At 54.0% G+C, this 12,326-nt stretch carries 10 protein-coding genes; 2 read left to right on the forward strand and 8 right to left on the reverse strand.

The window, feature by feature from the left end:
• Window positions 1-72: 72 nt before the first annotated feature.
• Complete coding sequence (dauA, locus tag ACFFLD_RS01865) at window positions 73-1,815, forward strand: C4-dicarboxylic acid transporter DauA (RefSeq protein ID WP_386035823.1); 1,743 nt, start codon at window positions 73-75, stop codon at window positions 1,813-1,815.
• Window positions 1,816-1,841: 26 nt separating this feature from the next.
• Here the strand turns inward: dauA and adhP are convergent, their stop codons facing one another.
• Together adhP and exaC are read right to left on the reverse strand one after the other, a co-directional pair.
• On the reverse strand, window positions 1,842-2,870 hold the full coding sequence (gene adhP / locus ACFFLD_RS01870; protein WP_386035826.1) for an alcohol dehydrogenase AdhP: 1,029 nt from the start codon (window positions 2,868-2,870) through the stop codon (window positions 1,842-1,844).
• A gap of 140 nt (window positions 2,871-3,010) precedes the next feature.
• Window positions 3,011-4,531 (reverse strand): acetaldehyde dehydrogenase ExaC, encoded by a 1,521-nt coding sequence (gene exaC, locus ACFFLD_RS01875; RefSeq protein WP_386035829.1) that lies wholly within the window; start codon window positions 4,529-4,531, stop codon window positions 3,011-3,013.
• A 116-nt stretch (window positions 4,532-4,647) separates the two neighbouring features.
• On the opposite strand from exaC, the gene ACFFLD_RS01880 reads away from it, so the two are divergent.
• Complete coding sequence (locus ACFFLD_RS01880; protein ID WP_386035832.1) at window positions 4,648-5,325, forward strand: response regulator; 678 nt, start codon at window positions 4,648-4,650, stop codon at window positions 5,323-5,325.
• 1 nt (window position 5,326) lies between these two features.
• On the opposite strand, the gene ACFFLD_RS01885 is transcribed toward ACFFLD_RS01880, so the two are convergent.
• From ACFFLD_RS01885 to ACFFLD_RS01910, 6 genes are all read right to left on the reverse strand, one after another.
• Window positions 5,327-6,718: an ATP-binding response regulator gene (locus ACFFLD_RS01885; protein ID WP_386036343.1), complete on the reverse strand. Its 1,392-nt coding sequence runs from the start codon at window positions 6,716-6,718 to the stop codon at window positions 5,327-5,329.
• Window positions 6,687-7,853 carry a nitric oxide-sensing protein NosP gene (gene nosP / locus ACFFLD_RS01890; protein ID WP_386035835.1) on the reverse strand — a complete coding sequence of 389 codons (1,167 nt, stop codon included), beginning with the start codon at window positions 7,851-7,853 and terminating at the stop codon, window positions 6,687-6,689. Before nosP ends, ACFFLD_RS01885 begins: the two co-directional genes overlap by 32 nt.
• On the reverse strand, window positions 7,834-10,095 hold the full coding sequence (locus tag ACFFLD_RS01895) for a hybrid sensor histidine kinase/response regulator (protein ID WP_386035838.1): 2,262 nt from the start codon (window positions 10,093-10,095) through the stop codon (window positions 7,834-7,836). The genes nosP and ACFFLD_RS01895 overlap by 20 nt, the downstream gene beginning before the upstream one ends.
• Window positions 10,085-10,570, reverse strand: coding sequence for a molybdopterin-dependent oxidoreductase (locus ACFFLD_RS01900; RefSeq protein WP_386036346.1), 486 nt, complete (start codon window positions 10,568-10,570; stop codon window positions 10,085-10,087). Before ACFFLD_RS01900 ends, ACFFLD_RS01895 begins: the two co-directional genes overlap by 11 nt.
• 190 nt (window positions 10,571-10,760) lie before the next feature.
• Window positions 10,761-11,567 (reverse strand): DUF2189 domain-containing protein, encoded by an 807-nt coding sequence (locus ACFFLD_RS01905; protein ID WP_386035841.1) that lies wholly within the window; start codon window positions 11,565-11,567, stop codon window positions 10,761-10,763.
• 327 nt (window positions 11,568-11,894) lie between these two features.
• Window positions 11,895-12,323, reverse strand: a complete 429-nt coding sequence (locus ACFFLD_RS01910; RefSeq protein ID WP_386035844.1) for a universal stress protein — start codon at window positions 12,321-12,323, stop codon at window positions 11,895-11,897.
• Between the last annotated feature and the right edge of the window lie 3 nt (window positions 12,324-12,326).

The following is a 12,326-nucleotide window of genomic DNA, read 5'->3' on the forward strand; positions in this document are numbered from 1 at the left end:
GCCCTGTTGTGCAAATTTCACCATAGGCGTAGCGTAATGGCCTGTTTTCCCTATTTTTAGGAGGCTGGCCCCATGTCTCGTCCCCGTCGCTCCTCGGGTTACATTTTCCCGATGCCAGGCAGCGCAATCGTAAACGCCTGGCGTGAAGGATATACGCTCAGTAAATTGAAGCGTGATGTAATGGCGGGTCTTACCATTGGCGTGGTTGCCGTCCCCCTTTCCATGGCGTTAGCCATCGCGACGGGCGTGCCGCCTCAGCACGGGCTTTACACCGCCATTGTGGCGGGTGCGGTGATCGCCTTGACTGGCGGATCGCGCTTTAATATTTCAGGCCCTACCGCGGCATTTGTGGTCATCCTCTTTCCCATCGTCGCTAACCATGGTCTCGGTGGCCTACTGATCGCTACCTTCATGGCCGGAGCGATTTTGGTAGCGCTGGGGCTGTCACGACTGGGCAGCCTTATTCAGTATGTTCCTTACCCGGTAATACTTGGTTTCACGGCGGGCATCGGGGTCGTGATTGCGCTGTTACAACTGCCTGACTTTCTTGGCTTGGCCGGGGTGGAGCTAGGCGACAACACGCTGCATAACCTAATGCTGATTGGCCGAGCGATGCCCAGTCTCTCACCGACAGAAATCAGCGTGGGCCTGGTCACCTTGGCGACGCTACTCGTCTGGCCGCGTTTAAAAACGCCAGTTCCAGCGCCTTTGGTAGGGTTGGCGGTGGGCACACTGGCGGCATTATTGCTGTCGTTGGGAGGTATTGAGGTTGATACCATCGCCTCGCGGTTTAGCTGGGAGTTTCAGGGCGAAAGTGGCAGCGGTATTCCCCCCTTCGCACCAAGCTTTATGCTGCCGTGGCATTTTCCTGACGCCAATGGAAACCCGCTTGAGGTCAACTTTGCGCTGATTCAGGCGCTGCTCGGACCAGCTCTGGCCATTGCATTATTGGCCGCCATTGAGTCGCTGCTGTGTGCGGTGGTGGCCGATGGTCTGACCCGTACCCGCCACGACCCGAACACCGAGCTGATCGGCCAAGGACTGGGCAATATGGTAGTGCCCTTTTTTGGCGGCATTACCGCCACTGCTGCACTTGCCCGCACCGCCACCAATATTAAAAGCGGCGCGTTTTCACCCATTTCCGCGCTCGTGCATTCCCTGGTGGTGTTGCTGGCAGTCGTCGCGCTGGCAGGGGTGCTTGGCTATGTTCCCATGGCAGCCTTGGCGGCCCTGCTGTTTATTATTGCCTGGAACATGAGCGAGGCGCGCCACTTTATCCATACCCTAAAAACCGCCCCGGCCAGCGACGTGTGGGTGCTGGTCATCTGTTTTCTGCTCACCGTGATTTTCGACATGGTGATAGCCGTCGCAGTAGGCATTGGTCTGGCCGCCGCGCTATTTATTCGCCGGATGGCTCAATTGACCAATACTCAGCGCTTGACCGCCCCTCCCACAGGCGAGCACTTCCCTCCCCACGTGGCGCACTACAAAATCACCGGCCCACTATTTTTTGGTGCTGCTGAAAAGGCCATTGCCACGTTGAGGGTGATTGATCACGGCGTGCGTATCGTTGTGCTGGATATGCGCGAGGTACCCAGCCTGGATACCACGGCCATGGTAGCGCTGGATTCGCTACGCCGAGAGCTAAACGAGCAACGAGTGGGCGTCATCTTTGTTGGGCTGCCAGCGCGTATGGCGCTGAAGATCAAACGGGCGGGCATTAAGCGTGAGGCGGGCAAGTTAGCGGTCGTCAGTCATCTGGCCCATGCTGAGCGCATGGCAAAACGCTGGTTGGCTAGCGCCGACAAACAATAGGGGAGTTGCCTCCCCTGGTGGGGTTTTCAATTGGTCATATCAAGTACGATGCGGCCCTCTATCTTGCCGTCGATCATGCGCTGGAAAACATCGTTGATATTGTCCAGCGTATCGGTAGCGACGGTGGCTTTCACCTTACCTTCGGCGGCGAAATCCAGCGCCTCCTGAAGATCGTTACGCGTCCCTACGATAGAGCCACGAATGGTAATCCCGTTAAGCACGGTGCTAAAAATTGGCAAAGGGAAGTCCCCCGGCGGTAAGCCATTGAGCACTAGCGTGCCACCGCGACGAAGCATGTTCTGCGCCTGATCAAAGGCCTTGGGCGACACCGCGGTGACTAACGCGCCATGAGCACCACCAATCGTTTTTTTCAGGTACGCCGCTGGGTCGGTTTTCATGGCATTGACCGTGACCGTGGCGCCTAATCGCTCAGCCAGGGCTAACTTGCTATCATCGATATCTACCGCGGCCACGTTCAGGCCCATGGCCTTGGCGTACTGCACCGCCATGTGACCAAGGCCACCAATGCCCGAAATAACCACCCACTGGCCGGGGCGGGTATCGGTCATTTTCAAGCCCTTATACACCGTTACCCCGGCACACAGCACTGGCGCAATTTCAATAAAATCAATACTGTCCGGCAGGCGCCCCACGTAGCCTGCATCCGCGACGGTGTAATCAGCAAAGCCACCGTCGACACTATAGCCGGTGTTCTGTTGGGATTCACACAGGGTTTCCCAGCCGCCCAGACAGTGCTCGCAGAAGCCACAAGCCGAGTAGAGCCAGGGCACCCCAATACGATCGCCTTCCTTGAGCTGGCGAACCCCTTCGCCTACCGCCACGACGTGCCCCACTCCCTCATGTCCGGGAATAAATGGCGGCGAAGGCTTCACGGGCCAATCCCCATGGGCTGCGTGTAAATCGGTATGACATACCCCGGAGGCCGCTACCTTCATTAATACTTCGCCACGCTTGGGACGAGGCACGCTCACTTCTTCTATGACTAATGGTTGACCAAACTCACGAACAACCGCCGCACGCATTGTGCTATCCATAATGTAACTCCTAATGATGATCGATACGGCAGCTTAATGACTGCTCTAATCGTAGCGTCAGCGTCAGGGGAACTGACAATACCGCCCGGCTAACGCCAGGCGGAGTGGTTAGCAATACAGAAGACGAAAAGACGGGCGGATTAGAAGAAGCCCAGAGGGTTGATGTCGTAGCTGACCAGCAGATTTTTAGTTTGCTGATAGTGTTCAAGGGCGATTTTGTGGGTTTCGCGGCCAACGCCGGACTTTTTGTAACCACCAAAGGCGGCGTGGGCAGGATACTGATGGTAGCAGTTGGTCCAGACACGTCCGGCTTGAATACCGCGTCCCATGCGGAAAGCAACGTTAATATCACGGCTCCAAACGCCTGCACCCAAGCCAAATTCGGTATCGTTGGCAATCGCCAGCGCTTCTTCCTCATCCTTGAAAGTGGTTACCGCGACGACCGGACCAAAAATTTCTTCCTGGAAGACACGCATCTGATTATTGCCCTTCAGCAGGGTCGGCTGGATGTAGTACCCGCTATTGATGCTGTCATCCATTGTTTCTTTGTCGCCCCCTGTCAGGAACTCGGCGCCTTCTTCGCGGGCGATATCCATGTAGGACATGATCTTGTCGAACTGCTCCTGGGAAGCCTGGGCTCCAACCTGTACGTCGGTATCCAGCGGGTTACCACGCTTAATGGTTTGAGTTCGTTCGATCACTTTCGCCATGAAGTCGTCATACATGCTTTCTTGGATTAGCGCGCGAGATGGGCAGGTACACACTTCGCCCTGATTAAAGAACGCCAGTACCAGCCCTTCGACCGCTTTATCAATGAACGTCGGCTCAGCGTTCATAATATCGGCAAAATAGATATTGGGTGACTTACCACCTAGCTCGACAGTAGAAGGAATAATATTTTCCGCAGCGCATTTCAGAATATGCGAGCCCACCGGAGTCGAGCCGGTAAACGCAATCTTGGCGATACGCTTGCTGCTGGCCAGCGCCTGGCCAGCTTCAGCGCCAAGACCATTAACGATATTCAGCACCCCGGGCGGCAGCAAGTCACCGATCACTTCCACTACCTTCAGGATCGAGGCGGGGGTTTGCTCGGCAGGCTTTAATACCACGCAGTTGCCCGCTGCCAAGGCAGGCGCCAGCTTCCAGGCGGCCATTAAGACCGGGAAATTCCAGGGAATAATCTGCCCCACGACGCCCAACGGCTCGTGAAAATGGTAAGACACCGTATTGGCATCGATATCGGCGGCGGTGCCCTCTTGCGAGCGCAAACAGCCAGCAAAATAGCGGAAATGGTCAACCGCCAGCGGGATATCGGCATTCAGGGTTTCGCGAACCGCCTTGCCGTTATCCCAGGTTTCCGCCACCGCCAGCATTTCCAGATTTTGCTCAATGCGGTCGGCAATTTTAAGCAGGATATTGCTGCGTTCTTGCACCGGGGTTTTTCCCCAGGCAGGTGCAGCCTGGTGAGCAGCATCTAACGCTTTATCGATATCTTCCGCCGTAGAACGAGGGATTTCGCAAAAGACGTGACCATTAACGGGGCTAATATTATCAAAGTACTGGCCCTTTACCGGGGCAACAAATTCACCACCGATATAGTTACCATAGCGTTTTTCAAAGGACACTACTGAGCCGGTATCACCAGGGTTGGCGTAGATCATTTTATTGCTCCTGAGTATTATGATTATTAAAGGTGCCCTGACAGTGTTATTCACTTGCGCCGAAGGTGATATAGCCCGATGGCAGGATTATCCCTCATCCCTTGGTAGGAGACGCCATGTATTCCCTGTTGGTGGCAGATGATCACCCACTGTTCCGTGACGCGATGCAAGCTGTCATTACCGGTGGGCTAAAGGGATGCCAACTGATGGAGGCGGAGAGCCTTGCCGAGGCGATCACGCTAGTTGAACAGCACACCGAGCTGGACTTATTGCTGCTGGATCTTAGCCTGCCGGATGCTGAAGGATTGGAGGGCTTGACTCGGTTGCGCGAAAAATTCCCGTGGCTGCCCGTCGCCATTGTTTCCGCTCATCAAGAACGCCAACTGGTGCTGGATGCCATCACCCTGGGAGCGGTGGGGTATATTCCCAAATCTACCCCTCGAGCCGCGCTTCTGGCGGCGTTGTTGCAGATACTGGAAGGCCAACTCTATTTACCACCAGACATTATGCGTCGCCCGGCGCCGCGCGCCACGTCACTACCCTCAAGCAGCGACGATTCAGCCTCCAGCGAACGCTTGGCGCGCTTGACCGATAAACAGCTAGCAGTACTGGGCTGCATGGCGAAGGGTATGTCTAATAAGCTGATTGCACGGGAATTATCGATTGCCGAAACCACCGTAAAAACTCATGTATCGGCGATTTTACGTAAGCTGAAAGCGACTAGCCGGGTGCATGCCATCGTTATCGCCGGTGAGGAAGAGTTAATCGTTTACCAGGCTAAACGCACACGCTAGCTCACTCTCTCAACAGACTGGCTAGCAGCATGCGTAGTCGCAGGGGCTTTAGCGGTTTAAGCAAACAGTGCATGCCGGCTTCGCGCGTGGCGCGCTTAATGTCCGCCTCATGGTTGGCGGTAATCACTACCGACAATAAGCCTGGATAGCGCTGCTGCAACCGAGTCGCCACCGCAATACCGTTTTCGTAATGCTCCCCCAGATGGTAGTCGACCAGCAGAACATCCGGCTGTTCCCCGTCGCTGACCGCCTCTAATGCACTCGCCGTGGCGGCAGCACGAACTCGACACCCCCAGCTGCCCAGCAGCGCCTGCATACCCTCTATAATGCCCAGGTCATCATCAATGACCCAAATGACACAGCCGTGCAGCGCATCCTCTGGGGTGTGGGTAAGCCGCGCGGAAGATGGGTTCGAAAGGCTGGCAGGTTCCGTTAACGCATAGGGTACGGTGATTGAAAATAGCGCGCCAACCCCAGGGCGGGAGACGAGCGACACAGGATGTTCCAGCATCGTACTAATACGATCAACGATGGCTAACCCCAGCCCTAAGCCGCGGCTATGAGCACCGTTCGGCTGATTAACGCGACGAAATTCCAGAAAGATCGCTTCACGTTGCTGTTCAGGAATGCCGGGGCCGGTATCCGCCACGACAATTTCCAACCCGTCACGTCGCCTTCGACAGCCCAATACCACTCGCCCATGCTCGGTATAACGCACGGCATTACTTAAAAAATTCCGCACTACCCGCGCCAGCAGTGCTAAGTCAGACTCAATAACCGCACTCGAGGGTATGTAATGCAACACAAGCCCACGCACGGCGGCCACTTGGCGATACTCCTCGGCCAGCGCATCCAGCAACGTGCTCACTGCAAACGGTGCTTTATCGGCATGGAGCACGCCGGCATCCAGGCGTGAAATATCCACCAACGTACCAATCAGCCCCTCGACATCCTTCAATGAGCGGCCTATATGGCTCACCAGCATTTGTGATGCATCGGGAAGAGAGTGAGTTTCTAATGCGCTGGCAAACAGACGTGCGGCATTTAATGGCTGCAGCAAATCATGGCTCACTGCCGCCAGAAATTTCGTTTTGGATAGATTGGCGCTTTCGGCTTCCGCTTTTGCAGCCTGCAGGCGAACGTTGGTCTGCCCCAGCTCGTCCAGGGTACGGTGCAGCGCGTCGGTGCGCTCACGCACCTGTTCTGCTAGCAATACCGAACGCTCAAACGCTGCATAGGGCGCCTGGTTCGCGACGCCACCGCTTTCCACGCGCTCCATTAATGCATGGCATATTTTACGCAAGCGGCGATTCTCTTCTGCTAGCGTTAACGCCTCCTTGGCGTCACTGCTATCCGCTGCATCACTGTCGGTTGTTAACTGGAAGAGACCCAAACGCCACCCCCGTAAACGTTTGATTGACGTGCATACCATGCAACTGCTCGCCATAGGTATTAAAGCCTACGACCCCGGCCTGACGCAGCAGTTGCGACGCTTGATCCACATGTGCCAGTGCTTCGAGTTCCATGCGGCGCAAAAAACAGTCGCAGCCAATAATGATACTCGGCGCCCCTAGCCGGGCAGTAACACCGGCGAGCATCGACTGCAGATTTTCCAGCAGCGGCGTAGACTGCATGGCCGTCAACACAATGCCATTTTCCACCGCACAGTAAAAACTTAGGCTTTGATCAGCATTCACTCGCTGGATAGAGCGTATGTAGTGCTGGCCACCAATGCGAACTGCTAGCGGGTGGCGGGCAAACACTGCTGCATTAAGCTGCTCTGGGGCGCTACCTACCAGTTCTGCATAGACGTGAGCGGCGGGTAATCCGTTGAGTTCGATGACTCGTCGCTGTTCACGATCAGCGTCGGTCACTACCAGCTTATGGGTCAGCGGTACTAAGTGATGGGTGGAAAATACTTCAAAGGGAAGCCGGGTGTTGATCATGACGACTACCGCCGCGCGCGTATGAAAGCGTCCGGCGCTATACACGTGGGTATGCGTCAGATGATTATCATCGCCAGCCGAACCACCAAAGCTTGGGATACGTCCCAGCGCCGCATCCAGGGTAGCGAGCACCTGCTCCTCACGACTGGATAGTCCGTCCAGTAAAGTCAATGCAAAGCAGTGCTCGTTGATTGGCGCGACTGCCTGTCGGCGACAACGCTCCAACAGCGTGTCCACCAGTGGCTGGGCCTTGGCCAGTTCAAAATGGTTCAGGTCATCAATCAGCGCTACTTCGATGGCAAATAAACGATGGTCAAACCCCATCGCGACAATGGAGCTGCGGTCATAGCCCAAGGGCGTAATCTCCCCCGCGGTCGTGCAGCCACTGAGCGGCGTGGAGGGGAAGTGGCTTTCCAACGCGTCCGCCAAACTTGTTAAATCATACTCGGCACTGCAAAAAAACAGTACGAAGCCCAGGTGATCATGCCATAAAGCCTGCGCCAGCTCGGCCGCCGCCAAATGCGCATCGGGTTGTCGGCTGGCGGCGGTAACAATGCCCTGCTCAATGGGATAAGTGATCACGACGCCATTTCTCCAGAGCGGTTTGTGTGTGCACCGCAGTGACTCTTAACGTGCTGAACGCTTCGTCTCGTTGACCGGGAGTGGCTTGCTGGGTAGCGAGTGATATTTCAAGCCGCTTGGCATCGTCGGCAAGCTGGTCGGCTCCTATGCTGGCTGACTCACCTCGCAGTTGATGGGCAAGCCGTAAACCTTGCTGCGTCTGCTCAGGCGCTAGTGGCTTTACCGTCAGACAAGCCGTTAGTTGTTCGATGTATTCACTGACCTGCTGATGGTAAAGCATCATCAGTTGGATCAGGCTTTCATTGCCTAACGTTGTTTTAAGCATGGCGAGCGTATCGCTATTCAGCAGCGTTTGCTCCGCTTGAATGGTTGGTACGACCGGCGCTGTCAGAGGAGCTTCGCCGGGGGGCACCATTAGCTGCAACGCTAGCACATTACTTAACGCTGAAAGCGATAAAGGCTTGGTAATATAGTCGTTCATGCCGGCTGACAGACAGCGTTGACGATCATCTTCGATGCCCCCTGCCGTCATGGCGACAATCGGCACCGACGCCAACCAGCCGCCCTGCTTGCGTAAGCGCTGGGTGACCATTAAGCCATCCATATCAGGCAGCTGGATATCCATAAAAATCAGATGCACCTGATGTACATCAACCATGGCGAGTGCATCATGGCCATTCTCAGCCCACCTAACGTTGCACCCTAAACGAGATAATAACCCCATCGCGACTTTACGGTTAACAGCGTTATCTTCTACCAGCAGTAGCGTTGTGCCGGTGAAATCACGCTTGAGGGGCGCGGGCGAAGGCAACGACAATGAGACGGACGTCGCGGCCACCAAAGGTAGCTCGCACCAAAAGGTGCTCCCTTTCCCTAGCTGGCTTTCCACCCCTAAGCGCCCTTGCATGGCTTCACATATTCGCTTGCAAATAGCCAACCCTAATCCAGTGCCACCAAACCGTCGTGCAACGGATGCATCCGCTTGTTGAAAAGGTTCAAATAGGTGCTGTTGCTGCTGCTTGCTGACTCCACAGCCCGTATCGATGATCTCAAACACTAGCCGCTCAACGGTGGAGGAGACTTTTACTTTAACCTCGCCACGGTCAGTAAACTTAACCGCGTTAGCAATAAGATTAAGCAGAATTTGCCTTAACCGTCCCGCATCCACCTGCACCCACGCGGGCACCAGCACATCGATATGAACGCTTAACGCTACCCCTTTCGTTTTTGCCCGCGGAGCAAACAGCACAACCACGCTATCGATTAGCGGTTTGAGTTCCGTGGGGGTTATTTCAAGCGTTAAATGCCCTGCTTCGATCTTTGAAAAGTCGAGAATTTCATTGATCATTGACAGCAATTGGTTAGCACTATCATGGATGGTGCTCGCGTAATCCTCTATCTGCGCAGGGCTTGCTGGCTCACGTAACAACTCACTCATCCCGATCACACCGTTCAACGGCGTGCGGATTTCATGGCTGACCATGGCTAGAAAATCTGACTTAGCTTGATTCGCCGCCTGTGCCTGTTTGGCAGTGATGTCCAACTGCTGGCTAAGCTGTTCCTGTTTCCGCCTTATCGCCGCGCTTTCACGCATTTCCCGTACCAAAAAGGCAATCACCAGGAAGGCTGCTAAGCTCATGCCAATAATCAGTATCATGAGCAGTTTATAGAGCAGACTAAGCTGAGCACGCTCTTCTGTTGCGGATTCAGCCAAGTAGCCGTTTATCACAATCACCAGACGTTCCGTCAGCCGGGTTAGCGCCTTTAACTCTTCCTCGAGTGAGCTTTCAAGCGCGGCTGCAGACAATTGATTGACGACATTATAGGAGGCAAAAATAAGATCCAGCACATCAAGCTGCTGCTGGATTTGACGCATAAGCTCACTGGCAGTACTGATTTCTTGCAGTAGGCCGCTTACTTCCCCTTCATTCAGCAGGGTTAACCGGCTATACAGTAATTCAAAGCGCAGATTTAGCTCATCATGCTCTGCCGGGGTTAAGGATTCACGCGTTACTGCCAACAAATGATTTAATAACTGAACCGCGTCCCGATCCAGTTTATAGATTACCCAGGCGGTATCTTCGCGCAGGCTTTGGGTAAGATTTTCCTGACGCCAGGCCGCCAGCGTAGCCACAACCAGCGCTGCAGCAAACAGCACAACAGCTACAATCGCTACGAGCTTAAAGCGTCGTGGGTAGCGCAGCAGGCTGGCGGGCTGCTCGGTTGATGCGCTAGCGAACATCAATATGCATAACCTGCCATACCGCTCTGAACCGTATTTTTTCGTTTAATAGCGCTGCATCCTGATCAAACGGATAGAGCACCCATAAAGGTCCATATTCACGAATCGGGATCGCATGCTGATCTTTGCGCAGGGCCAAGATAACCTCATATTCTTCAAAGTCACTGACCGGTATGCTCGCTTCATAACCGTTAAGGGCGGAGACATGCACCTCGTCGCTTTCAGCGTGTAAACAGGCTAGCAGATCACGCATTAAAGGCCCGCTATAGTCACTGGTACCTTCCGTCCAGGGCGTACCGGTCGCGAAGTCATGTTGCGGTAACGCCTCTAACATGGCGCGGTCAAACTGCGCTTCGTTGCCAACGTTGGTATTAGCAATATTACCGCTGACCGTCAAAATAACAGGGCCGTCAGGTACGTCCAGGTCGCAGCTTGTGTCAGCCAGCCCCGTTAGCGGCATGTTAAGTATCAGCATGCCCAACCCCATTAATAACACTTTCACTTTCACCACCTCACAATGGGCTAATCACTGGTTGAAACATCCAGCCATCATAAAAGAAGACCGCATAAAGATTACGCTATCTACTTAAATAGATCAGGCCCTATCGTGTTTTTTCGTCGCTTGAGCGCTATAACGACCCTTATAGGTGAGTGAACGACTCAACTTATTCTATCGGCTCAAACCGCACTAAATCTCTATAGGCGTGCCAACTGGCATGCCCCAGCACCGGCAAAATCAGCGCCAACCCAATATAGAATGTCATGACCCCTACCAGTACGCACAGCGTCAAAATGGCTGCCCATAGCAGCATCACACGAAAATTACGCGCAACACAGCGTACGCTGGCTTCGATACCTTCCATAAAGGTGAGATCTTGATCCATCAACGTAGGGATAGCGACGACGCTGATCGTAAACGCGCCGAATGCAAGAATACCGCCCGCTACGGTGCCCACCGCCAGCATGCTTATGCCTTCTGACGTCGTGAGAAGCGCCGTATACAGCATCGCCGGGCTAGGGATCTCGAAGCCAAAAAAGAGCGCAAACAGAAGGGTTGCCAGACGAATCCAGGCGAGGAAGAAGAGCATCATCATCACGCCCATCATGGCCAATTGCCCCGCATGAGCTCGCCAACTGCCAAATGCATCGCCCAGATTCGGCACCTGCCCTCGATTAAGTGCTCGGCTAATGCCATAGGAGCCAACCGCCACCAACGGGCCGATAAACATGAAGCCAGCAATCAACGGCAGCAACCAATACCAATACCCTAAGGTAAAAGCACCCACGGTGATGGCAATACTCAATCCTACCCAAAACATGCCGTAAGAGAGGCTGATCGCGGCAGCACGGCGAAAATCCTCCACCCCTGCTGCCAACCAAACGCGTGGACGATCAAAACCGACTTTATTGATAGTAATTTTAACGCTTGGTTGATCCAGAGGGCTGTGTGTTTTTGTAGTCGCCGCTTTCATAGTGTCACTCCTGTCGCTTTGATCATGTCTATCGTCAGGATGTACCTCAACGCTCCATCCTCTTTGCGAATGCCTCTAATTTACGAATGCCTCTAAGTATGGTTGATGAGGTAGGTACTCTCTTACTGTAGCTGTACAACGCTATCTTCGGGCGAAGTAATGGTAGGTGCGTACAAAAAATCCTCGATAACGGTCTGAAGCGCTAATTAAATTGAAGTGTTATATATTCGCTATGCGCCACCCGATGACACGCCAATAAAAAAGCGTCGGGTTAGTACCCGACGCTTTTAATGGCTTCTCGCTATCTGTGTATCAGCGTGCAGCGTGCTAACGCACAATCATGACCGACACTTTAGCGTGATGTACTACATGTTCAGCGTTAGGACCCAGTACGTAGTCAACAAATTTACGTTTAGTATGAGAGGCCATCACGATCAGGTCGATATCCAGCTTTTTACCTACCTTGATAATCGCCTCCCACGGTGAGCCATCGACAATGACGCTTTGGGTTTGAATACTCTCCGGCACATTCTTCTCCATGAACGCATGCTGAGCTTCTTTGATCGCCTCATGCGCCTTTAGTGAAAAATCTTTAGGAAAGAACGCCCCTACCATGGGCATCTTGAATTCCGGCACCACGGTAATGACGTGCAACGATGCCCCAAAGGTTTCACACAACGTAATCGCGGTGGGCAGCGCCTTTGACCATGAAGCTTCCTCATTCAGATCCACCGGCAACATAATCTTGCTGTACATGGC

Source organism: Vreelandella sulfidaeris, assembly GCF_042429665.1.
In the GTDB taxonomy this organism is placed as follows: Bacteria; Pseudomonadota; Gammaproteobacteria; order Pseudomonadales; family Halomonadaceae; genus Vreelandella.

Bases quoted from the DNA above. Each gene is read 5' to 3' on its own strand.
- dauA (WP_386035823.1), top strand. From the start codon at position 73: ATGTCTCGTCCCCGTCGCTCCTCGGGTTACATTTTCCCGATGCCAGGC.
- adhP (WP_386035826.1), bottom strand. From the start codon at position 2,870: ATGGATAGCACAATGCGTGCGGCGGTTGTTCGTGAGTTTGGTCAACCA.
- exaC (WP_386035829.1), bottom strand. From the start codon at position 4,531: ATGATCTACGCCAACCCTGGTGATACCGGCTCAGTAGTGTCCTTTGAA.
- ACFFLD_RS01880 (WP_386035832.1), top strand. From the start codon at position 4,648: ATGTATTCCCTGTTGGTGGCAGATGATCACCCACTGTTCCGTGACGCG.
- ACFFLD_RS01895 (WP_386035838.1), bottom strand. From the start codon at position 10,095: ATGTTCGCTAGCGCATCAACCGAGCAGCCCGCCAGCCTGCTGCGCTAC.
- ACFFLD_RS01900 (WP_386036346.1), bottom strand. From the start codon at position 10,570: ATGCTGATACTTAACATGCCGCTAACGGGGCTGGCTGACACAAGCTGC.
- ACFFLD_RS01905 (WP_386035841.1), bottom strand. From the start codon at position 11,567: ATGAAAGCGGCGACTACAAAAACACACAGCCCTCTGGATCAACCAAGC.
- ACFFLD_RS01910 (WP_386035844.1), bottom strand. From the start codon at position 12,323: ATGTACAGCAAGATTATGTTGCCGGTGGATCTGAATGAGGAAGCTTCA.